The following is a 22,033-nucleotide window of genomic DNA, read 5'->3' as shown; positions in this document are numbered from 1 at the left end:
GGGCGGGCAGCACAATAGCCGGCTTATGACCTACTGTGGTGGTGAGGAACTTTCTTAGTCTCTCATGATCCATAAAGGGCCACCCGTAGAGGGGCAGTGTCGTCTGTTTGCCGAAGTGCGTTGAGGGCATGTAAGGATTTTCGATCGTTGGCAGATGGCTGATCTAAGACTATTTTTGCGCAGCAGGGCCTAGCGGCTGTTGCTGCGTCACTCCGTGCAGGACAAAAAGCGTTCTGCAGGAAGCTTGTTTGGGGGGAGAACTTTTGCGCAACGCCCGAGTCTATTTTGGCAGAACGATTGATTGGCTGATGTTGCACTCCTGCAGACTCGATGGGGAGTGTTGATGCTAGTTCAGGAAGAAGATCAGCAGCTGGTCGAGCGCGTGCAGCGTGGCGACAAGCGGGCATTCGATTTGCTGGTGCTGAAGTACCAGCACAAGATTCTGGGGTTGATCGTGCGTTTCGTGCATGACACCCATGAAGCGCAAGACGTGGCGCAGGAAGCCTTCATCAAGGCTTATCGGGCGCTGGGAAATTTTCGCGGTGACAGTGCGTTCTATACGTGGCTGTACCGTATCGCCATCAATACGGCGAAGAATCATCTGGTGTCGCGTGGTCGGCGACCGCCAGAGAGCGATGTAAGTGCCGAGGATGCTGAGTTCTATGATGGCGATCATGCCCTCAAGGACATCGAGTCCCCGGAACGCTTGCTGCTGCGGGATGAAATCGAAGCCACAGTGCATCGGGCCATCCAGCAATTGCCAGAAGATTTGCGTACGGCGCTAACCTTGCGTGAATTCGATGGTCTGAGTTACGAGGACATTGCGAGCGTGATGCAGTGTCCGGTCGGTACTGTGCGTTCGCGAATTTTTCGAGCTCGTGAGGCCGTAGACAAGTCCTTGCAACCCCTGTTGCAGGGAAGTTAAGACAGCGGCGATAGCCAAGAGAGGAACCGCCATGAGTCGTGAAGCCCTGCAGGAATCGCTGTCCGCGGTGATGGATAACGAAGCGGATGAAATGGAGCTGCGGCGCGTGCTCAGTGCGAGCGACGATGCCGAACTGCGTGCAACCTGGTCGCGTTATCAGATCGCTCGTGCAGTGATGCACAAGGAGTTGCTGGAACCGCGTCTGGATATCGCTGCCGCTGTGTCTGCGGCGCTGGCCGACGAAGCCTTGCCGGTACAGAACAGGGCCGCCGCTCACGGTCCGTGGCGCACGGTCGGGCGTTTTGCCGTGGCCGCCTCGGTTACGGTCGCCGTGCTGGCAGGTGTGCGTTTGTACAACCAGGATGAGGTTGCAAGCACCCAGTTGGCGCAGCAAGCTGCTCAGCCGGCCTTGAGCGCTCCGCAAGCGCAAGGCCCTGCCATGCTGGCTGGTTTCAGTACGGCAGGCGAGCAACAAGCTGCGGCCGAAACTGCCAGTGAGGCCACGCCTGGCTGGCATGACCAGCGTCTGCCGGCGTATCTGCGCCAGCATGCTCAGCAAGCGGTTATGAATGCTAATGAGAGCGCGCTGCCTTATGCTCGCGCTGCAAGCCTGGAAAACCGCTAAGGAGGCGCATGCGCTTTATTCCCGTCATCTCTTTGTTGCTTGGCAGCTGGTTGGCGTTACCTGCTGTCGCTGCCGAGGCGCAAGATTGGCTGCAACGTTTGGCTGAGGCTGGCCGAAGCCGAAGCTTTCAAGGTGTATTCGTCTATGAGCGCAACGGCAGCTTTTCTACCCATAGTATTTGGCATCGGGTGGATGAGGCGGGTGTGGTGCGCGAACGGCTATTGCAGTTGGATGGGCCCGCGCAGGAAGTGGTGCGTGTCGATGATCGCGCGGAATGCGTCAGTGGTTCCCTGGCCGATCAGATCGGCGACCCCCAGGCGTGGTCCGCGCATGGTCTGAGTGTCCAGCGACTGCTCGAGTCTTATGACCTGCGCATGATCGGCAATTCGCGTGTGGCGGGGCGTTCCGCTGTGGTCTTGGCGTTGTCCCCGCGCGATCAGCATCGTTACGGCGTTGAGTTGCACCTGGATCAGGAAAGCGCCCTGCTGTTGAAGTCCCTGTTGCTGAATGACAAGGGGCAGTTGCTCGAGCGCTTTCAATTTACCCGGCTCGATCTGGGCGCGCTTCCTACTGAGCAGGAGCTGCAGCCTGGCGCGGGTTGTCAGCCGGTAACTGCCAGCAAGGCGGCTAAGGTTGCCGAGGCCTGGCGTTCCGAGTGGTTGCCGCCAGGTTTTACCCTGAGCCGGGTGGCCGAGCGTCGCAGTCCTGCTTCCAATGAACAAGTCGCCAGTCTGGTTTATTTCGATGGGCTGGCGCGTTTTTCTGTGTTCGTTGAGCCCTTGCGTGGTGTCATGGTCGAAGATGCGCGCAGTCAGCTTGGCCCTACTGCTGCGGTTTCGCGGCGTCTGGCGACCGCCGATGGCGATGTGATGGTGACTGTGGTTGGTGAGATTCCTCTGGGTACGGCGGAGCGTATAGCCTTGTCGATACGCGGTATAGAAATGCAGGCTGTGCAATGATCGAAGAGCAGGGACGAGTCGTGGCTGTCGAACCAGGTGCCGTTTGGGTTGAGACCCTGCGTAAAAGCACCTGTTCCAGTTGCTCGGTCAGCGCCGGTTGCGGTCATGGCGTGCTCGACAAGCTGGGGGTCGGTGGGCGGCGGGGCTATGTCCGTGCGCTCTGCGATCTGCAGTTGAACGTGGGCGATGCGGTGGTGATTGGCGTGCGCGAGGAGTTGCTGGTGCGCGGCTCATTGCTGGTCTATCTGCTGCCTCTGATCGGTTTGTTCGGCGCGGCATTACTGGCCGAACAACTGGCCTTGAGTGAGCCGCTGGTGATCCTGTCTGCTTTCGTCGGCTTGTTCGTGGCTTGGTCGGCGGTGCGCTGGCGCAGCAATCGCACGGCCGATGATCCGGCCTTGCAACCGGTTGTCGTGCGTGCCTTGCTCGGCGGATCTGCTGCAGCGTTTTGAGCATTTTGCTCGTTCGATGGGGAGTTTTATATCGATGTCTAGCCTGAAATCGTCTTTCTATTCCTTGCTCGCTCTACTGCTATTGGGGCAGGCGGTGGTTGCCCAGGCAAGCTTGCCGGACTTTACCGAGTTGGTCGAAGAGGCCGCGCCAGCGGTGGTCAACATCAGCACCCGGCAGAAAATACCGGAGCGTGTGGCCGGGGCTGGCGAATTGGCCATCCCCGATCTTGAAGGCCTGCCGCCGATCTTTCGCGAATTCTTCGAACGCAATATTCCGCAAGTGCCGCGCGCACCAAACGGCGGCCGCCAGCGTGAAGCGCAGTCGCTGGGTTCCGGTTTCATTATTTCCGCCGATGGTTATGTGCTGACCAACAATCACGTGGTCGCCGGTGCCGATGAAATCATCGTGCGTCTGCCTGACCGCAGCGAGTTGGAGGCGAGGCTGATCGGTGCCGATCCGCGTAGCGATGTGGCCTTGCTCAAGGTCGAAGGCAAGGATCTGCCAACGGTCAGGCTGGGCAAATCCGAGGATCTGAAGGTCGGTGAGTGGGTGCTGGCCATCGGCTCGCCCTTCGGCTTCGACCATTCGGTGACCGCCGGCATTGTCAGCGCCAAGGGGCGCAGCCTGCCGAATGAAAGTTATGTGCCGTTCATTCAGACCGATGTGGCGATCAATCCGGGTAACTCCGGTGGCCCGTTGTTCAACCTGGCGGGTGAGGTGGTGGGGATCAACTCGCAGATATTCACCCGCTCCGGTGGCTTCATGGGCTTGTCCTTCGCCATTCCGATGAGCGTGGCCATGGATGTGGCCGAGCAGTTGAAGGCCGACGGCAAGGTCAGTCGCGGCTGGCTGGGTGTGGTGATTCAGGAAGTGAACAAGGATCTGGCCGAGTCCTTCGGTCTGGACAAGCCGGCGGGTGCGCTGGTTGCCCAGGTGCTGGAGGGAGGTCCGGCGGCCAAGGGCGGTTTGCTGGTTGGCGACGTGATTCTCAGTATCGACGGCAAGCCGATCGTCATGTCGGGAGACCTGCCGCATCTGGTGGGGCGCCTGAAGCCGGGCAGCGAGGCCGAGCTGGATGTGGTGCGTGACGGTTCGCGCAAGCAGCTCGCGTTGACCATCGGGGCCTTGCCGGAAGACGGAGAAGCCTTGGCCGGGGCGACTGGGCCGGGCGTGGAGCGCAGCAGCAATCGGCTCGGAGTCAAGGTGGTCGAGTTGAGCGCGGAGCAGAAGAAAGGCCTCGACCTGAAAGGCGGTGTGGTGATCAGCGAAGTGCTCGACGGCCCTGCCGCGCTGATCGGCTTGCGTCCGGGCGATGTGATCACCCATTTGAATAATCAGGCCATCGATTCGGCGAAGACCTTTACCCAGGTAGCCCAGGAGTTACCGAAGAACCGCTCTGTTTCAATGCGTGTACTGCGCCAGGGGCGCGCCAGTTTCATCACCTTCAAGCTGGCGGAATGATGACGGCGCCTTGCCTGGCCGTCGCAAATGCGCTGCCGCCGGCCTGATCTAGAAGCTGAAACGCGGCACGCAAGACTGAAGAAGGGCGATTTCGATCGCCCTTCTTCACATCTGCCGATTGGCGCCTGGGCGTGACGGCTGCGGCGCCAATCGGGTACACTTCACGGCTATTTTCGGCGGGCTGTCGCCTGCGACCTTTTCGAGTGTTGTCCTGTGAGTGACCTGAGTCATATCCGCAATTTCTCCATCATCGCCCACATCGATCACGGCAAGTCCACCCTGGCCGATCGCTTCATCCAGATGTGTGGTGGCCTCGCCGATCGTGAAATGGAAGCCCAGGTCCTGGATTCCATGGACCTCGAACGTGAGCGCGGGATCACCATCAAGGCGCATAGCGTGACCCTGTATTACAAGGCGCGCGACGGCAAGACCTACCAGTTGAACTTCATCGATACCCCCGGGCACGTCGACTTCACCTATGAAGTCAGCCGCTCCCTGGCGGCCTGCGAAGGCGCGCTGCTGGTGGTTGATGCCGGTCAGGGGGTCGAGGCGCAATCGGTCGCCAACTGCTACACCGCCATCGAGCAAGGCCTCGAGGTCATGCCGGTGCTGAACAAGATCGACCTGCCGCAGGCCGACCCGGATCGGGTCAAGGAAGAAATCGAGAAAATCATCGGCATCGATGCCACCGATGCCGTGACCTGTAGCGCCAAGACCGGCCTGGGGGTCGACGAAGTGCTCGAGCGTCTGGTACATACCATTCCCGCGCCGGCCGGCGATATCGAGGCGCCCTTGCAGGCGTTGATCATCGACTCCTGGTTCGACAACTACCTGGGGGTGGTTTCCCTGGTGCGCGTGCGCCACGGGCGGATCAAGAAGGGCGACAAGGTGCTGGTGAAATCCACCGGCAAGATTCACCTGGTCGACAGTGTCGGCGTCTTCAACCCCAAGCACTGCGCCACGGTCGACCTCAAGGCCGGCGAAGTCGGCTTCATCATCGCCGGCATCAAGGACATTCACGGTGCGCCGGTGGGCGACACCCTGACCCTGAGCTCGACCCCCGACGTCGAAATGCTGCCAGGCTTCAAGCGCATCCAGCCGCAGGTCTATGCCGGTCTGTTTCCGGTCAGTTCCGACGACTTCGAGGATTTCCGTGATGCCCTGCAAAAGCTCACGCTGAACGACTCATCCTTGCAGTACACCCCGGAAAGCTCCGATGCCCTGGGCTTCGGCTTCCGCTGCGGCTTCCTCGGCATGCTGCACATGGAAATCATCCAGGAGCGCCTGGAGCGCGAGTACGACCTGGATCTGATCACCACCGCACCGACGGTTATTTTCGAGTTGCTGCTCAAGACCGGCGAGACGATCTACGTCGATAACCCGTCCAAGCTACCGGATCTGTCGACCATCGAAGACATGCGTGAGCCGATCGTGCGGGCCAATATCCTGGTGCCGCAGGAGCACCTGGGTAACGTCATCACCCTGTGCATCGAGAAGCGTGGCGTGCAGCACGACATGCTGTTCCTCGGCTCGCAGGTGCAAGTGACCTACGACCTGCCGATGAACGAAGTGGTGCTGGACTTCTTCGACCGCCTGAAGTCGACCAGCCGTGGCTATGCGTCGCTGGACTATCACTTCGATCGTTATCAGTCGGCCAATCTGGTCAAGCTGGACGTATTGATCAACGGTGAGAAGGTCGACGCCCTGGCGCTGATCGTGCACCGTGACAACGCCCACTACAAAGGGCGTGCGTTGACCGAGAAGATGAAAGAGCTGATTCCGCGGCAGATGTTCGATGTGGCGATCCAGGCCGCCATCGGCGGGCAGATTGTCGCGCGCACCACCGTCAAGGCGCTCAGGAAGAACGTGCTGGCCAAGTGTTACGGCGGTGATGTGAGCCGCAAGCGCAAACTGCTGGAAAAGCAGAAGGCCGGTAAGAAAAGGATGAAGCAGGTTGGTAACGTGGAAATTCCACAAGAAGCCTTCCTCGCCGTGCTCAGATTGGATAGCTAGGTCCCATGTCGCTAAATTTCCCGTTGTTGCTGGTAATCGCCGTCGCCGTTTGTGGTGCGCTGGCGCTGTTCGATCTGGTTTTCCTGGCTCCGCGCCGGCGCACGGCCATTGCCAACTACCAGGGCCAGGTCGATCAGCCCGACGAGGCGGTAGTCGAGCGCCTGAACAAAGAACCATTGCTGGTGGAGTACGGCAAGTCGTTCTTCCCGGTGCTGGCGATCGTGCTGGTGCTGCGCTCCTTCCTGGTCGAGCCGTTCCAGATACCGTCCGGCTCGATGAAGCCGACCCTGGAAGTGGGCGATTTCATCCTGGTCAACAAATTCGCCTATGGCATCCGCCTGCCGGTGCTGGACACCAAGATCATCGCGGTGGACGACCCGCAGCGTGGCGATGTCATGGTGTTCCGTTACCCGAGCGACCCGAACATCAACTACATCAAGCGTGTGGTGGGCCTGGCCGGTGATCGGATTCGCTACACCAGCGACAAGCGTCTGTTAGTCAACGATCAGCCGGTAGCCGAGAAATTGCTCGGCGAAGAGCCAGGCAGTCTTGGCAGCGCGGCCCTCTATGAGGAGCGTCTGGGCGCGGCCGAGCACCTGATCCGCAAGGAAATGAATCGTTATCGGGCCGAACCGGGGCGTGAGTGGGTGGTGCCGCAAGGGCATTACTTCATGATGGGCGACAACCGCGACAACTCCAACGACAGCCGTTACTGGAACGATCCTGCAATTTCAAAGCCCTTGTTGGGCATGGTGCCGGACCAGAATATCGTCGGCAAGGCGTTCGCCGTCTGGATGAGCTGGCCCGACCCGAAATTGCGCAATCTGCCGAATTTCTCGCGCGTCGGTTTGATTCACTGACCTTTCGCGCCTGAGTTCATAGAATAAGTGCGGCGCTGTTCAATACGGCGCCGCAGGCTATATATAGTCTTGGCCCGCTGGGCACTCACATTGGTCGAACTTGGGGGCAAACATGACATTTGCACGTTCGCAGAAAGGCTTGTCGATACTGAGCTGGTTGATGGTACTGGCGGTCGTGGCATTCTTCGCCAGCACGGCGTTCAAGATGCTGCCGCACTACCTCGACTATATGTCGATGGAAAAGATCATTACCTCGGTGGAAGCTGATCAGACCATGGATATCCGCACGGTCGGCGCTTTCTATGGCCATGTCGGCAAGGGCATGGAGGTCAACAGCATTCGCGACCTCGATCTGAGAGAAGCGTTGAAGGTGAAAATCGAGAACAACGAGTTTCGTGCTCATCTGAAGTATGAAAAGCGCGAGCCGCTGATCGAGAATCTCGATCTGGTGGTCCGGTTCGACAAAGAATATCGCGTGCGCATGCCGTGAGTGCTTCGTTGGCTCGTCTCGAGCGTCAGCTCGGTTATACCTTCAAAGATCAGGACCTGATGGTGCTGGCGCTGACCCACCGCAGTTTCGCCGGGCGCAACAATGAGCGCCTGGAGTTCCTCGGTGACGCCATTCTCAACTTCGTCGCCGGCGAGGCGCTGTTCGAGCGCTTCCCGCTGGCGCGCGAAGGTCAGTTGTCGCGTTTGCGCGCGCGCCTGGTCAAGGGCGAGACCCTGGCCATCCTCGCCCGTGGCTTCGATCTGGGCGACTACCTGCGGCTCGGCTCGGGCGAGTTGAAGAGCGGCGGCTTCCGCCGAGAATCGATTCTCGCCGATGCCCTCGAAGCACTGATCGGCGCCATCTACCTGGATGCCGGGATGGACGCGGCGCGCGAGCGGGTGATCGCCTGGCTGACCAATGAACTGGAAAGCCTGACCCTGGTCGATACCAACAAGGATCCGAAAACCCGCTTGCAGGAATTCCTGCAATCGCGGGCCTGCGAGCTGCCGCGCTATGACGTGGTGGATATTCAGGGCGATCCGCATTGTCGGACATTCGTCGTCGAATGCCAGATTTCCTTACTGAATGACAAGACCCTGGGCCAGGGTGCCAGCCGTCGCATCGCCGAACAGGTCGCTGCAGCCGCCGCCTTGATTGCCCTCGGGGTGGAGAATGGGCATGACTGATACACCCGTTACACGCTGCGGCTATGTCGCCATTGTTGGTCGGCCCAACGTGGGTAAGTCGACCCTGCTCAATCACATCCTCGGGCAGAAGCTGGCGATCACCTCGCGCAAGCCGCAGACCACCCGGCACAACATGCTCGGGATCAAGACCGAAGGCGCCGTGCAGGCGATCTACGTAGATACCCCCGGCCTGCACAAGAACAACGAGAAAGCCCTCAACCGCTACATGAACAAGAACGCCTCGTCAGCGCTGAAAGACGTCGACGTGGTGATCTTCGTGGTCGACCGCACCCGCTGGACCGACGAGGACCAGCTGGTGCTCGAGCGCGTGCAGTACGTGCAGGGTCCGGTGATCCTGGCGATCAACAAGACCGACCGTCTCGAAGACAAGGCCGAGCTGATGCCGCACCTGGAGTGGCTGGCGACCCAGTTGCCCAATGCCGAGATAGTGCCGGTCTCCGCCCAGCACGGGCACAACCTCGATACCCTGGAAAAACTGGTCGGCGAGCGCCTGCCCGAGGGCGTGCACTTCTTCCCGGAAGACCAGGTCACCGACCGTTCCAGCCGTTTCTTCGCCGCCGAGTTGGTGCGCGAGAAGATCATGCGCCAGCTCGGCGCCGAGCTGCCGTACCAGATCACCGTGGAAATCGAAGAGTTCAAGCGCGATGGGCGTATTCTGCATATCCATGCGCTGATCCTGGTCGAGCGCGACGGCCAGAAGAAAATCATCATTGGCGACAAGGGCGAGCGGATCAAGCGCATCGGCCAGGAGGCGCGCAAGGACATGGAAGTGATGTTCGACTCCAAGGTCATGCTCAACCTCTGGGTCAAGGTCAAAGGCGGTTGGTCGGACGACGAACGCGCCTTGCGCTCCCTGGGCTACGACGATATTTGAGCTGTGACCGGGTTGTAGACGATCAGATTGTAGGATGGTCGGACCGCGTAGGTGATAACCCATCAAATTCGATGATGGGTTACGCCGCGCCCAGCAGGTTGTCTTGAACGGGCATCGTGTAAGCGGCTAACCCATCCTACGGAACGTGGCAGTCAACCATCCATGACCTCTCAGCCAGCCTATGTTCTGCACAGCCGTGCCTACCGCGAGAGCAGTGCGCTGGTGGATTTCCTCACCCCGCAAGGCCGCCTGCGCGCGGTAATGCGCGGTGCGCGGGGCAAGGCCGGCAGCCTGGCGCGGCCGTTCGTGCCGCTGGAAGTGGAGTTTCGCGGGCGCGGCGAGCTGAAGAACGTCAGCCGCCTCGAAGCCGCCGGCATTCCCAACCTGTTGCACGGCGAGGCGCTGTTCAGTGGTCTCTATCTGAACGAGCTGCTGATCCGCCTGCTGCCGGAGCAAGACCCGCACCCGCTGACTTTCGAGCACTACGCCATGACTGTGCTGGCGCTGGCCCAGGGCCGTGCGCTGGAGCCCTTGCTGCGTTCTTTTGAATGGCGTTTGCTCGATGAGCTGGGCTATGGTTTCGCCCTGGATGTGGATCGGCTTGGCCAGCCGATCGTCGCTGCGGGTCTCTATCGTCTGCAAGCGGATGCCGGCCTGGAAGCGGTCGGCCAGTTGCAGCCGGGCGTGTTCCACGGTAGCGAGTTGCTCGCCATGGCCGAGGCCGACTGGAGCGCGCCGGGCGCCCTGGCCGCGGCCAAGCGCCTGATGCGCCAGGCCCTGGCACCCCATTTAGGCGGTCGACCGCTGGTCAGCCGCGAACTCTTCATGACGCTCAAGGAGCCATCACGTGACTGACGCCAACCGTATTCTGCTGGGTGTGAACATCGACCATGTGGCGACCCTGCGCCAGACCCGCGGTACGCGCTACCCGGATCCGGTCAAGGCCGCGCTGGACGCTGAGGAGGCGGGCGCCGATGGCATCACCGTGCACCTGCGCGAAGACCGTCGACATATCCAGGAGCGTGACGTGCGGCTGCTCAGGGAGGTCATGCAGACGCGGATGAACTTCGAGATGGGCGTCACCGAGGAGATGCTCGCCTTCGCCGAAAGCATTCGCCCCGAGCATGTCTGTCTGGTGCCGGAAACCCGTCAGGAGCTGACCACCGAGGGTGGCCTGGACGTGGCCGGGCAAGAGGCGCGGATTCGCGCCGCGGTCGAGCGCCTGAGCCGGATCGGCTGCGAAGTCTCGCTGTTCATCGACCCGGACCCGCAGCAGATTGAAGCCTCCAAGCGCGTCGGTGCGCCGGCTATCGAGCTGCACACCGGGCGCTATGCCGATGCCAGTACGCCGGTCGAAACGGCCAAGGAATTGGCGCGGATTCGCGACGGCGTGGCCTGCGGCCTGGCCCATGGCCTGATCGTCAACGCCGGCCACGGCCTGCATTACCACAACGTCGAGGCGGTGGCGGCGATCGCCGGGATCAACGAGCTGAACATCGGCCACGCCCTGGTCGCCCATGCCCTGTTCGTCGGCTTCAAGCAGGCGGTGGTGGAGATGAAGCAACTGATAGTCGCGGCGGCCAATCGCCCCTGACAGGCTCAACTGCCCGCGTTGCCCCTCTCGATAAAAGAGAGGGGCGTTAACAGCGGCCTCGCGTGCGCGCCCAGGCTAGGCGTCCGCGGCCAGGCGTCCAGCAAAATGCCAAGCCTGGATTTAACCAGTCTGGCCCGCCGGCCCATGCACCGAGCGGAACGCAGTCCGAACCGCTCTACATGTTGTCGTTTCCCGGGGCGCAAATCTGCGACAATCGCCGCTCTTTTTTCAGCGCCATCTGCCGGCCCGGGCCATGCCCGGTTAGCCACGCCGGGTGGCGCGGATTGCGAGCGAGCCTCGCCCTTACGAAAGCATGCGATGACCGATTCAGTTCCTGCACTCGACCAACTGCTGAAAAACCTCGACCAGGCCCTGCTGGCCGACCGCCACCGCCTGCGCCGCCAGCTACACGAGCTGCGCAAGCAGGCGGTGCCGGACCCGGCCAGGCTGGGGCAGTGGCTGGAACACTTCCAGACCTCCGTGGCCAAGGTCGAGGCGCGCCGTCTCAGCGTGCCGCTCATGCGTTACGACGATGCCTTGCCGATCGCCGCCAAGCGCGACGAGATCAAGGCCGCCATCGCCAAACACCAGGTGGTGGTGATTGCCGGCGAGACCGGTTCGGGCAAGACCACCCAGTTGCCGAAGATCTGTCTGGAGCTGGGCCGCGGCGTGCATGGCCTGATCGGCCACACCCAGCCGCGGCGCCTGGCCGCGCGCAGCGTGGCCACCCGGGTGGCGGAAGAGATCGGCACGCCGTTGGGCGAACTAGTCGGCTATCAGGTGCGTTTCGAGGACAAGAGCGGCGAGCGCAGCCTGATCAAGCTGATGACCGACGGCATCCTGCTGGCCGAGACCCAGCACGACCGCTACCTGGAAAAGTACGACACCCTGATCGTCGACGAGGCCCACGAGCGCAGCCTGAACATCGACTTCCTCCTCGGTTACCTGAAAACCCTGCTGGCGCGCCGCCCCGACCTCAAGCTGATCATCACCTCGGCGACCATCGACCTGCAGCGCTTCTCCGAGCATTTCGGTGGGGACGGCCTACCCGGGGCGCCCATCGTCGAAGTCTCGGGGCGTACCTATCCGGTCGACACCTGGTACCGGCCGCTGACGGCCGAGCAGGACGAGGACGGCAACCGGGTCGAGGAAGACCTCTCGGTCGATCAGGCGATTGTCGCCAGCCTCGATGAGATCGCCGCCTTCGAGAAGAGCGCAGGCAAGCACCCCGGCGATGTGCTGGTGTTCCTCCCCGGCGAGCGCGAGATCCGCGACTGCGCCGAGGTGCTGCGCAAGGCCAACCTGAGGTTCACCGAAGTGTTGCCGCTGTATGCGCGCCTGAGCCCGGCCGAGCAGCAGAAGATTTTCGCGCCCATGGGCGCGCGCAAGGTCGTCCTGGCCACCAACGTCGCCGAGACCTCGCTGACCGTGCCGGGCATCCGTTACGTGATTGACAGCGGCACCGCGCGCATCAGCCGCTACAGCTACCGCGCCAAGGTCCAGCGCCTGCCGATCGAAGCCGTGTCCCAGGCCAGCGCCAACCAGCGCAAGGGCCGCTGCGGCCGGGTCGAGCCGGGCATCTGCGTGCGCCTGTACAGCGAGGAGGATTTCAATGGCCGGCCGGCCTTCACCGACCCGGAGATCCTGCGCACCAACCTGGCGGCGGTGATCCTGCAGATGCTTCACCTGCGCCTCGGCGAGATCGAGGCTTTCCCCTTTATCGAACCGCCGGACGGCAAGGCGATCAGCGACGGCTTCAACCTGTTGCAGGAGCTCTCGGCGGTCAGCCGCGAGGGCCAGTTGACCGCGCTGGGCCGCCAGCTGGCGCGCCTGCCGGTCGACCCACGGCTGGGGCGCATGGTCCTGGAAGGCGCCAAGCAAGGCAGCCTCGAGGAAGTGCTGATCATCGCCAGCAGCCTGTCGGTGCAGGACCCGCGAGAACGCCCCGCGGATCGCCAGCAGGCCGCCGACCAGGCCCACGCGCAGTGGAAGGACGTCGATTCCGACTTCGCCGCGCTGATCAACCTGTGGCGCGGCTTCGAGGAGCAGCGCCAGGCTCTCGGTTCCGGTGCGCTACGCAGCTGGTGTCGGAAGAACTTCCTCAATTACCTGCGCCTGCGCGAATGGCGCGATGCGCACCGCCAGCTGGTGCTGATCGCCCGTGAGCTGAAACTCTCCGAAGGCCACGGCAGCGCCGATGGGTATCGCTCCGCTCAACGCCATCCTACGAAGGGCGGTGCGCAGCAGGCGAGCAAACCGGCAAAACCTGCCGAAGTCGATGAAGCCGCCCAGCGCGCCAAGGGCTACGCCGCGGTGCACAAGGCAATCCTCTCCGGCCTGCTCAGCCAGATCGGCCAGAAGACCGAAGACGGCGACTACCTGGGCGCACGGCAGCGGCGTTTCTGGGTGCACCCCTCGAGCGTGATCGGACGCAAGAAACCCACCTGGATCATGGCCTCTGAACTGGTCGAGACCACCAAGCTGTTCGCCCGCATGGTGGCCAGGATCGAGCCGGACTGGATCGAACCACTGGCGCCGCACCTGATCAAGAAGAACCACCTGGAGCCGCACTGGGAGAAGAAGCGCGGCCAGGTGGTGGCCTACGAGCAGATCAGCCTCTACGGCCTGATCGTGGTCGGTCGCCGGCCGGTGCATTACGGCCCCATCGACCCCGAGGTGTCGCGCGAGCTGTTTATCCGCGAGGGCCTGGTCGGCGGTGAAATCCTCTCCCGGGCCAAGTGCCTGAGCGCCAACCGCAAGCTGCTGGAGCAGCTCGACGAGCTGGAAGCCAAGGCCCGCCGGCGCGACATCCTCGCCGACGAGGAAACCCTGTTCGCCTACTACCAGGCGCGCCTGCCGGCCGAGATCTACCAGGCCGCGACCTTCGACAGCTGGTACAAGACCGAGAGCCAGAAAGACCCGCAGCTGCTGATCATGCGCGAGGAAGACGTGCTGGCCCGCGATGCCAAGGAGATCACCGCCGCGCAGTACCCGGATACCCTGCGCCTGGGGGAACTGACCCTGCCGCTGAGCTACCACTTCGAGCCCAACCACCCACGCGACGGCGTCACCTTGCGCGTACCGGCGCCGCTGCTGCCGCAACTGCCGGCCGAGCGTCTGCAATGGCTGGTGCCCGGCCTGCTGGAAGCCAAGTGCATCGCCCTGGTGCGCAACCTGCCCAAGGCCCTGCGCAAGAACTTCGTGCCGGTACCGGATTTCATCGGCGCCGCCTTGAGCAAGCTGAGCGTCGGTGAGGGCAGCCTGCCCGCCGCCCTGGGCCGCGAACTGCAGCGCATGACCGGGGTGCGGGTGAGCGACGAGGCCTGGACCGAGGCCGAAGCGCAGCTCGACAGCCACCTGAAGATGAACCTGGAGGTGGTCGACACCCATGGCAAGGTCCTCGGCGAAGGCCGCGACCTGGCCGAACTGTGCGCGCGCTTCAGTGAGGCCAGCCAGGCCGCGCTGGCCCTGCCGCAGACCGGGAAGAGCCAGAAGTCGGTCGAGGCCAAGGCCTTCGTCGCCGTGGCCGAGAAAACCCAGCAGCAGATCGCCGGCCTGTCGCTGACGGTGTATCCGGCGCTGGTGGAGGAGGCCGGCACGGTCAAGGAAGGCCGCTTCCCAACCTTGGCCGAAGCCGAATTCCAGCACCGCCGCGCCCTGCAGCGCCTGCTCCTGCAACAGCTGGCCGAGCAAGCCAAGTTCCTCCGCGGCAAGCTGCCGGGGCTGACCGAACTGGGCCTGTTGCATCGCGAGCTGGGCCGGGTCGAGGCGCTGGTCGAGGACATCCTCCTGGCCAGCCTGGATAGCTGCATCCTCGACGGCGAAGCCACGCTGCCCCGCGACGGCGCCGCCCTCGCGGCCCTGGCCGAACGTAAACGCGGTGACTGGACCAGTCACGCCGAGCGCCTGGCCAGACTGACTTTGGAGATCCTCAAGCTCTGGCACGGCCTGCAGAAGCGTTTCAAGGGCAAGATCGACCTGGCCCAGGCCATCGCCCTCAACGACATCAAGCTGCAGCTGGGCAACCTGGTCTACTTGGGCTTCGTCCGCGAAACCCCGGGCGAATGGCTCAAGGAGCTGCCGCGTTACCTGAAAGCCATCGAACAGCGCCTGGACAAGATCGGCGCCCAGCTGCAGCGCGACCGGGTCTGGAGCGGCGAGCTGGCCGGCTACTGGGAACAGTACCAGGCGCGCCTGGGCAAGCACCGCCAGGAAGGCAAGCGCGACCCGCAGCTGACCCTGTATCGCTGGATGCTCGAGGAATACCGGGTGTCGCTGTTCGCCCAGCAGCTCGGCACCAAGCTGGCGGTGTCGGACAAACGCCTGAGCAAGCAGTGGAGTCAGGTCGAGGGCTGAAGTGGCGGTGAAAAATCGCTTGCCTGCTGCGACCGTCGCCAGCCGGCAGCGGCTTGTTTAACCCTAGATCCCGAACGGGTAGGTCTCGTCATCGTGACTCGCGCTGCCGGGGGTGCTGAGCGGTTTGACCGGGTGGGTTTCGTCGAGCCAGATGAATGCATCGAACTGATCGGCCAGCACGGCCTGGAAGTAGTGGCTTTGCAGCTCGGTCAGCGGCCGATAGATGACGCCGATGGCGCGTTCGAGCAGGAGGGTGGACAGGGCGTCGCGTACCACTTGGCGCTTGGGGTCGCGCCAGTCGAGCAGGGCGGCGCTGAGGCCGCTCCGGTGAAACTGGTGCTCCCAGCTGTTCGGCCTTGCCGGGCGGATGTCCTTGATGTGCATGGCGCCATCCCAGTCGTCGGCGGCGGCCACCTGGCCATGGTCGGTGGCCATGCCGATCAGCACGGCCTCGTGCTCCCAGGCCAGGCGGCTGAGTTGACCGATGTTGAATTCGCCGCGCCAGCCCATGGCGGTGGCGGCGGCATTGCCGATATGCGAGTTGTGCGCCCAGACCACGGCTTTCGCCGCGGGGCCGCGGTGCTGCAGCAGGGCCTGCAGGGTCTCGAACATATGCCGGTCGCGCAGGTTCCACGACTCGGCGGAGCCACGGTACATGACCCGGTAGTACTGCTCGGCCGCCCGCACCACCCGGGCATTCTGCGCCGCATTGAAGAGGTCTTCGTGGTCCTGTGCGCAGGCTTCCAGGCGTTGGGCCAGCAGGCTGTTGAGCTGGGCGAGTACGGCCTGCTCGCAGGAATCGCCGTTGCCGTGTTCGACATACAGGCCATAGCGTGCCGGCTCGTCCTGCCAGGGCGACAGACAGCCATAGCGCCGGCGTGCCTGCCGGGCCTGCTGCGGGTCGAGCCGATCCAGGTAGTGCAGGACCTCGGCCATGGAGTTGCGCAGGCTGTAGACATCCAGGCCGCGAAACTCGACGCGCTGGTCCTCGGGCAACCGCTGGTTGTGATGGTGCAGCCAATGGATGAAGCGCGATACGTCGGTGTTGCGCCACATCCAGGTGGGGAAGCGGGTAAAGGCGTTCTGCGTCCAGGCCGAGGCATCGCGCTGGCGGGCGAAGCGGTCGAGTTGCCCGGCATCCGGCCAGTCCGCCTCGACCGCGACTATGTTGAAACCGTGCCGTTCGATCAGGCATTGGCTGATGGCGGCGCGGGTTCGGTAGAAGTCCGAGGTGCCATGGCTGGCTTCGCCGATCAGCACCACGCGGGCATCGCCGTAGCGGTCGAACAGTTCGGCGAAGGTACTGCTGTGCAGATCCGGCAGGGGCTCGGCGTATTGGCGGATGAGCGCCGGCAGGTCGGCCACCTGCGCGGGCGAACGGTTGGTTATTTCGACCGGGGAACCCATGACGCACCTCAGCTGACGAATCGATCACTTATCAGCGTAGTGCGGCCAGGCCGACCGACTCCGACGCAGCGACGAACGCACGCGGTTTGTGCCGGGTGCACTGGCAAGCGACTGGCCAGGGCGGGGAACTCATGGCGGGGCGAGGCTGTCGGACCGATTGAATTGTGCTGGTCCCGCGGGGGTGATGACGCCAAGACGCTGACCTCGATATGAGGCACTGTTGAGATGTCCGGTCGAAAACGTCGTCTGGCTTCTCCCGGGGCTTTTCTTTATTGTGGCGGCCCGCCAAAAAGCTCGAGTAATCAATATGTTGGAAAATAGCCTAAGTCAGTTGGAACAGCTGGTCAGTGACCTTGTGCAGGCGAACAAGGCACTGCAGAGCGCAAACGCGCAATTGAACAGCGAACTGGCGCAGATCAAGGATGAAAACGAGACCCTGCAGCTGAGCGCCATCGAGCAGGAGGAGCTGCACGGCGCCACGACCACGCGCATCCAGGCCCTGGTCGAACTGGCCGGCGGCACTGTCAAGGCGAGCCCGGTCAACCCATGAGTGCTGACGGTGCAATGATCAAGGTCATTTCGATCCTGGGTAACGACTACAGCATCAAGGTGCCTGCCGACAAAGAGGCGGATCTGAACGCGTCGGCGCTGCTGCTCAAGCGCCTGCTGGCCGAGACCAAGGCCCAATCCTCGACCCTGATCGGCGAGCGTCTGCTGGTGCTCACGGCGTTGAAGCTGTGTGCCCGGCAGATCGAGCTGGAGCAGCGCCATCGGCAGGACATCGAGCGTATCGAGGGTGCGCTCAGCGCCAGAGTCGCCGATATCGCCGGTTTGATCCGCCAGGCGTGAGCCGGTGCGCCGGCGCGAGTCGGCCGGTGCTAACTCGGGCCGCAGCGGTCACGACCGCCACAGCGGATGTTCGCCCATGACCGTGGTCGCCCAGTCGGCGAAGGCACGCACCCGCGCGGAGAGGTGGCGCGAGTAGGGGTAGACCAGGCTCATCGGCATGCTCGCCGGGGTCCAGCCGGGCAGGACTTCGTGCAGGGTGCCGGCGGCCAGTTGCGCCTGGGCCTCGGCCAGCGGCACCGCCACCAGGCCGAGCCCGGCTTCGGCGGCGGCGATATAGGCGCCGCCGCTGTTGAAGCGCATCGCCGGCGCCTGGTCGATGGCGAAGGAGTCCTCGCCGCGCTGCAGGACGACGCGGTACTGCCGGCCGCTGACGGGGAAGACGAAGGCCAGGAAGCGGTGCCGGGCCAGGTCGGTGGGCGATTTCAGCGGCGGCGCGGCGGCCAGGTAGGCGGGCGAGGCGCAGAGGCTGAAACGCATCTGGCCGATGGGCCGGCAGACCAGGTCGGGTGTGCTGACCGGGCCGCCGCGGATGGCGCAGTCGACCCCTTCCTGCACCAGGTCGACTACCCGCTCGCTGCAGCCGATGTCCAGCTGGATCTCCGGGTGGCGGGCGACGAAGCCGGGCAGGGCGGGAATCAGCAGGAAGCGGCCGACCGGCGAGGGCATCTCCACACGTACCCGGCCGCGGGCCAGGCTGCGACTGCGCGATATGCTGGCTTCCAGTTCGTCGAGCTCGTCGAGCAGGCTGCGCGCGCGCTCGTAGTAGGCGGCGCCGTCGGTAGTCGGCGCCACCCGGCGGGTGGTGCGGTGCAGCAGCTTCACCCCCAGTTGGCTTTCCAGCGCCTGCAGCTGGCCGGAGACCGTGGTCTTCGGCATCGCCAGGGCGTCGGCGGCGCGGGTGAAGCTGCCCAGTTCGACGATGCGGCAGAAGGCGCGCATCGCCTCGAGTCGGTCGAAGGCCATGATTGTCCGGGTTCTCGTTCAATGTTTCCTGGTTTTGCCAATTTATCCGGAAAACTCTGAGCAATACAGTGGCTCCCAAGCCCGGCGTCAGTCGCGGCAATCCAGCGGAGAACCCCCATGAGTACCCAACGCATTTACTATCGTGCGGTCGCCCCGCACACCTTCAAGGCCATGCTCGGCCTGGAGCAGGCCCTCGGCGAGACGCTGCTCGAGCGCTCGTTGCACGAACTGGTGAAGATTCGCGCCTCGCAGCTGAACGGCTGCGCCTATTGCGTCGATCTGCACAGCGCCGATGCGCTCAAGGCCGGCGAGACCGCGCGGCGCATCTTTGCCCTGCCGACCTGGGAGGAGACGCCGTTCTTCAGCGCCCGCGAGCGCGCCGCCCTGGCCTGGACCGAGACCCTGACCCTGGTGGCCGAGCGGCATGCGCCTGACGAACTCTATAAAGAAGTCGCCGAGCACTTCAGCGAGCGCGAACTGGCCGAACTGACCTTCGCCATCGCCACCATCAACGCGTGGAACCGCCTGGGCGTCGGTTTCGCCCTGCAACCGGAGTGACGGTCATGAGCAAGTCAGTTCGTTGGACCGGCGCCGCGCTGCTCCTGCTCGCCAGCGGCGCTGCGCTGGCGCATGGTGGCGCCGGCGAGGAGGACGTCAGGCCGCTGGCCGAGGTGCACTTGCCCGCCACGCCGGCTGCGCAGGCCACGGCGTTGCGCGTCGACTTCGCCCCCGGCGCCACGTCGCGGCCGCACAGCCATCCGGGCCCGGTGTTCGTGGTAGTGGTCGAGGGTGCAGTCGAGTCCGCGTTGGACGGCGGCGTGGCGCAGCACTTCACGGCCGGCGACGCCTGGTACGAGGCGCCCGGCCAACTGCACCGCATCATCCGTAACGCCAGCCAAACTGCACCGGCGACACTGGTGGCCTGGTTGCTGTCGGACGGCCGGGCGCCGCTGGTGCAGTCGTCGGCCGCGGGGGCCATGGTGTCGCCGTAGAGACCCGCAAGCCGCCGCCAGGCGAGGCCGGCTGGGTCAGCGGTAGCGGGCGAGGATGGTCTCGAACTCGCCGGCCTGTTTCATCTGCACCAGGGCGCGCAGCAGCGGCATGGTCGGCACGTCCGGGGCGTCGCGCACGATACAGGCGACCAGATCGGCGGCAACTTCCTGCAGCGCCTGGAGTTTGTCTCCGGCCGGCAACTGGCGGTTGAACCACTGCAGCGTCAGCTCGTTGCTGATGGCGTAGTCGTAGCGCCTGGCCGCGAGCTTGGCCAGCGCCAGTTCCTGGGTGCGGGCGTCGTCGCGGCGCAGGTGGCCGCTGGCGAACAAGGGGTCGAGGCTGGGGTAGGCGAAACCCAGTACGGTGCCGATCGTCTCGCCCTGCATCCGGCTCAGCTGTACCTGCTGCTGGCTGCGGCCGACCAGCAGGTCGCGCTGGACCATGAACGGCACGCTCCAGATGTACCTATGATGCGACTCGCTCAGCCAGGCCGGGTTGATGTAGCAGCGTACGTCGATTTCACCGCGCGCGAGCATTTCCCGGATGCGCAGGCGCGGGAGCACCAGCATTTCGGCGCGGCGGCCGACTTTCTCGGCCAGCCGCTGTTGCAGGTCATAGAGGATGCCGGCGGTGGCCTGGCCGTGCGCGATGTGGATCATCGGCATGGCCCAGCTGTCGCTGACGGAAAAGCGCAACGGCCGTTCTTCGGCGCAGGTGCCGAGGCTCAACAGGATCAGGACAAGCGACATACAGCGCATTCGGGTACCGGGCGGGGCTTTCGGATTGCGCCAGGCGACTTGTGGTCTGCCTGGCGGTGGGGCCTGCTAGTTTATTGTTTCGCCGACACCGGCTCGTAGGGTGTGCGGGGCCGCCTAGGCCGTGCGCACCCTGCGCAGGCCTCCTAGCGGGTCATCGGCAAGGCTGCGCCCATCAAGGCAAAAATCCCGCCGCAGCAGCGGTTGAAGCCTTTGCCGCTACGCTCCAGCCAGGGGCGGATACGCTGGGCGGCGCGGGCCAGCAGGTATTCGACGACGCCCTCGACCAGGGCGAAGGTTAGCGCCATCACGGCGAATTGCAGCCAGAGACTGCGCTGCGGGTCGAGGAACTGCGGCAGGAAGGCGCCGAAGAACAGGATCACCTTGGGGTTGGACAGGGCCGCGAGCAGGCCCTGGCGGAACAACAGCGGGCCGGGTTTTACGCTACCCGGGGTGACTGCTGCCAGGTGCAGCGCCGGGGCTCGCCAGAGTTGGATGCCGAGCCAGATCAGGTAGGCGCCGCCGAGCCATTTGAGCAGGATCAGGGCGTCGATCGAGGCATTCAGCAGGGTGCCGATGCCGAACATCGACAGGGCCATCAGCACGGCAAAGCCGCTGACTCCGCCGGCCACGGTCCACAGGGTGCGCCGGTGTCCGTAGAGCGCGCCGTGGGTCAGGGCCAGCAGGCCGTTGGGCCCGGGCGTCAGCGACAGGCCGATGATGGCGACGAGGTAGAGCAGCCAGGTGTGTAGGACCATGCTTGGGCATCCGTCGGCTAATGGTTTCTGGGCGCGCGGGTCAAGCCTGCGCCGGCCAAGGCTATCAGCCCTCGCCGATTTCCACATCCGGCGCTAGCGCTTTTATCCGGGTGGCCGGCAGGTGCTGCACCGCGTGGGGGTGCCGTCGGTCGGTGTGGCCCGGCCAAGACCCGGGCGGGGTTTGCGTATCACCGGGCGAGCGCGGTTGGCTGGCTACGCCGGGCTGCCGCATGCTTGCAGTCATCCGTTGCCCTCGCGGGCTGATGACTATGCTGTGCTTTGCCGGTTGCCGTAGAACCGCTTCATTCAGGCCGCATGCCGATGCTGAAAATCCAGGGGCTGTATAAGAGTTATCCGACGCCGCAGGGGCCTTTGCCGGTGCTGCAGGGCATCGACCTGGAGTTGGCTGGCGGCAGCAGCCTGGCGCTGATGGGCGAGTCCGGTAGCGGCAAGAGCACCTTGCTGCATTTGGTTGCGGGACTCGATCAGGCCGATGCCGGGAGCATCGAGGTGGCCGGCAAGCGCCTGGATCAGTTGACCGAGAGCCAGCTGGCGGCCTGGCGCCGCGGCAGCATCGGCCTGATCTTCCAGCAGTTCAACCTGATTTCCAGCCTGCGCGTGGAGGACAACCTGGCGTTCCAGGCGCGCCTGGCCGGCCGTCATGATCCGCAGTGGCAAGCCGAGCTGACACAACGCCTGGGCCTGACGCAGTTGCTCGACCGCTACCCGGAGCAACTCTCCGGCGGCCAGCAGCAACGGGTCGCCCTGGGCCGTGCGCTGGCCGCCCGGCCGGCGCTGCTGTTGGCCGACGAGCCCACCGGCAGCCTGGACGAGAGCAGCAGTGACGAAGTGCTGGAACTCTTGCTGCAATTACTCGCCACGAGCGCCACCAGCTTGTTGATGGTGACCCACAGTCCACGCGTGGCGGCACGTCTGCAGCGGCGGGTGCAGTTGCGCAGCGGTCGCCTCGTCGACCAGGACAACAGCTGAA

The 22,033-nt window shown here is 64.0% G+C and carries 22 protein-coding genes; 18 read left to right on the top strand and 4 right to left on the bottom strand.

Annotated elements, in window-relative coordinates; all coding sequences use genetic code 11:
- Positions 1-343 precede the first annotated feature (343 nt).
- The 13 genes from rpoE (at position 344) to hrpA (ending at position 15,317) form a co-directional block, all read left to right on the top strand.
- Positions 344-925: an RNA polymerase sigma factor RpoE/AlgU gene (gene rpoE / locus BM315_RS03615; RefSeq protein WP_090497889.1), complete on the top strand. Its 582-nt coding sequence runs from the start codon at positions 344-346 to the stop codon at positions 923-925.
- 31 nt (positions 926-956) lie between these two features.
- Positions 957-1,550 (top strand): RseA family anti-sigma factor, encoded by a 594-nt coding sequence (locus BM315_RS03610; protein WP_090497887.1) that lies wholly within the window; start codon positions 957-959, stop codon positions 1,548-1,550.
- A gap of 8 nt (positions 1,551-1,558) precedes the next feature.
- A complete protein-coding gene (locus tag BM315_RS03605; protein WP_090497886.1) occupies positions 1,559-2,509 on the top strand; it encodes a MucB/RseB C-terminal domain-containing protein in 951 nt (316 codons plus the stop codon).
- Entirely contained in the window at positions 2,506-2,961 is a 456-nt protein-coding gene (locus BM315_RS03600) for a SoxR reducing system RseC family protein (RefSeq protein ID WP_090497884.1), read from the top strand. Before BM315_RS03605 ends, BM315_RS03600 begins: the two co-directional genes overlap by 4 nt.
- 34 nt (positions 2,962-2,995) lie before the next feature.
- Positions 2,996-4,423: a DegQ family serine endoprotease gene (locus BM315_RS03595; RefSeq protein ID WP_090497883.1), complete on the top strand. Its 1,428-nt coding sequence runs from the start codon at positions 2,996-2,998 to the stop codon at positions 4,421-4,423.
- Between the two features lie 213 nt (positions 4,424-4,636).
- Positions 4,637-6,436 (top strand): translation elongation factor 4, encoded by a 1,800-nt coding sequence (lepA, locus tag BM315_RS03590; RefSeq protein ID WP_090497881.1) that lies wholly within the window; start codon positions 4,637-4,639, stop codon positions 6,434-6,436.
- A gap of 5 nt (positions 6,437-6,441) precedes the next feature.
- Positions 6,442-7,296: a signal peptidase I gene (gene lepB / locus BM315_RS03585; protein WP_090497879.1), complete on the top strand. Its 855-nt coding sequence runs from the start codon at positions 6,442-6,444 to the stop codon at positions 7,294-7,296.
- Positions 7,297-7,408: 112 nt separating this feature from the next.
- Positions 7,409-7,786, top strand: coding sequence for a DUF4845 domain-containing protein (locus BM315_RS03580; protein ID WP_090497877.1), 378 nt, complete (start codon positions 7,409-7,411; stop codon positions 7,784-7,786).
- Positions 7,783-8,472 carry a ribonuclease III gene (rnc, locus tag BM315_RS03575; protein WP_090497876.1) on the top strand — a complete coding sequence of 230 codons (690 nt, stop codon included), beginning with the start codon at positions 7,783-7,785 and terminating at the stop codon, positions 8,470-8,472. Before BM315_RS03580 ends, rnc begins: the two co-directional genes overlap by 4 nt.
- Positions 8,465-9,367: a GTPase Era gene (gene era / locus BM315_RS03570; RefSeq protein WP_090497874.1), complete on the top strand. Its 903-nt coding sequence runs from the start codon at positions 8,465-8,467 to the stop codon at positions 9,365-9,367. Before rnc ends, era begins: the two co-directional genes overlap by 8 nt.
- Positions 9,368-9,529: 162 nt before the next feature.
- Positions 9,530-10,222: a DNA repair protein RecO gene (gene recO / locus BM315_RS03565; protein WP_090497872.1), complete on the top strand. Its 693-nt coding sequence runs from the start codon at positions 9,530-9,532 to the stop codon at positions 10,220-10,222.
- On the top strand, positions 10,215-10,961 hold the full coding sequence (gene pdxJ, locus BM315_RS03560; protein ID WP_090497871.1) for a pyridoxine 5'-phosphate synthase: 747 nt from the start codon (positions 10,215-10,217) through the stop codon (positions 10,959-10,961). The genes recO and pdxJ overlap by 8 nt, the downstream gene beginning before the upstream one ends.
- Positions 10,962-11,279: 318 nt before the next feature.
- Positions 11,280-15,317 carry an ATP-dependent RNA helicase HrpA gene (gene hrpA / locus BM315_RS03555; protein ID WP_090497870.1) on the top strand — a complete coding sequence of 1,346 codons (4,038 nt, stop codon included), beginning with the start codon at positions 11,280-11,282 and terminating at the stop codon, positions 15,315-15,317.
- Positions 15,318-15,380: 63 nt separating this feature from the next.
- Here the strand turns inward: hrpA and BM315_RS03550 are convergent, their stop codons facing one another.
- Positions 15,381-16,724, bottom strand: a complete 1,344-nt coding sequence (locus BM315_RS03550; protein WP_090497868.1) for an erythromycin esterase family protein — start codon at positions 16,722-16,724, stop codon at positions 15,381-15,383.
- A 307-nt stretch (positions 16,725-17,031) separates the two neighbouring features.
- Between BM315_RS03550 and BM315_RS03545 the strand changes: the two genes are divergently transcribed.
- Together BM315_RS03545 and BM315_RS03540 are read left to right on the top strand one after the other, a co-directional pair.
- Positions 17,032-17,274 carry a hypothetical protein gene (locus tag BM315_RS03545; protein ID WP_090497866.1) on the top strand — a complete coding sequence of 81 codons (243 nt, stop codon included), beginning with the start codon at positions 17,032-17,034 and terminating at the stop codon, positions 17,272-17,274.
- On the top strand, positions 17,271-17,573 hold the full coding sequence (locus BM315_RS03540) for a cell division protein ZapA (protein ID WP_090497864.1): 303 nt from the start codon (positions 17,271-17,273) through the stop codon (positions 17,571-17,573). The genes BM315_RS03545 and BM315_RS03540 overlap by 4 nt, the downstream gene beginning before the upstream one ends.
- Positions 17,574-17,621: 48 nt before the next feature.
- Here BM315_RS03540 and BM315_RS03535 read toward each other — a convergent pair whose 3' ends face one another.
- A complete protein-coding gene (locus BM315_RS03535; RefSeq protein ID WP_090497862.1) occupies positions 17,622-18,536 on the bottom strand; it encodes a LysR family transcriptional regulator in 915 nt (304 codons plus the stop codon).
- Between the two features lie 117 nt (positions 18,537-18,653).
- On the opposite strand from BM315_RS03535, the gene BM315_RS03530 reads away from it, so the two are divergent.
- Both BM315_RS03530 and BM315_RS03525 read left to right on the top strand, forming a co-directional pair.
- On the top strand, positions 18,654-19,094 hold the full coding sequence (locus BM315_RS03530; protein WP_090497860.1) for a carboxymuconolactone decarboxylase family protein: 441 nt from the start codon (positions 18,654-18,656) through the stop codon (positions 19,092-19,094).
- A 5-nt stretch (positions 19,095-19,099) separates the two neighbouring features.
- On the top strand, positions 19,100-19,528 hold the full coding sequence (locus tag BM315_RS03525) for a cupin domain-containing protein (RefSeq protein ID WP_090497858.1): 429 nt from the start codon (positions 19,100-19,102) through the stop codon (positions 19,526-19,528).
- 36 nt (positions 19,529-19,564) lie between these two features.
- On the opposite strand, the gene BM315_RS03520 is transcribed toward BM315_RS03525, so the two are convergent.
- Together BM315_RS03520 and BM315_RS03515 are read right to left on the bottom strand one after the other, a co-directional pair.
- Positions 19,565-20,278 (bottom strand): substrate-binding periplasmic protein, encoded by a 714-nt coding sequence (locus tag BM315_RS03520; RefSeq protein WP_244527242.1) that lies wholly within the window; start codon positions 20,276-20,278, stop codon positions 19,565-19,567.
- Positions 20,279-20,430: 152 nt separating this feature from the next.
- A complete protein-coding gene (locus BM315_RS03515; protein WP_090497855.1) occupies positions 20,431-21,042 on the bottom strand; it encodes a LysE family translocator in 612 nt (203 codons plus the stop codon).
- A 321-nt stretch (positions 21,043-21,363) separates the two neighbouring features.
- On the opposite strand from BM315_RS03515, the gene BM315_RS03510 reads away from it, so the two are divergent.
- Positions 21,364-22,032 carry an ABC transporter ATP-binding protein gene (locus BM315_RS03510; RefSeq protein WP_090497949.1) on the top strand — a complete coding sequence of 223 codons (669 nt, stop codon included), beginning with the start codon at positions 21,364-21,366 and terminating at the stop codon, positions 22,030-22,032.
- Position 22,033 lies beyond the last annotated feature (1 nt).

It is taken from the genome of Pseudomonas borbori (genome assembly GCF_900115555.1).
GTDB classification, from domain to species: domain Bacteria; phylum Pseudomonadota; class Gammaproteobacteria; order Pseudomonadales; family Pseudomonadaceae; genus Aquipseudomonas; species Aquipseudomonas borbori.
The sequence above is the reverse complement of the archived record's forward strand: the minus strand, read 5'-3'. Positions and strand labels throughout refer to the sequence as shown.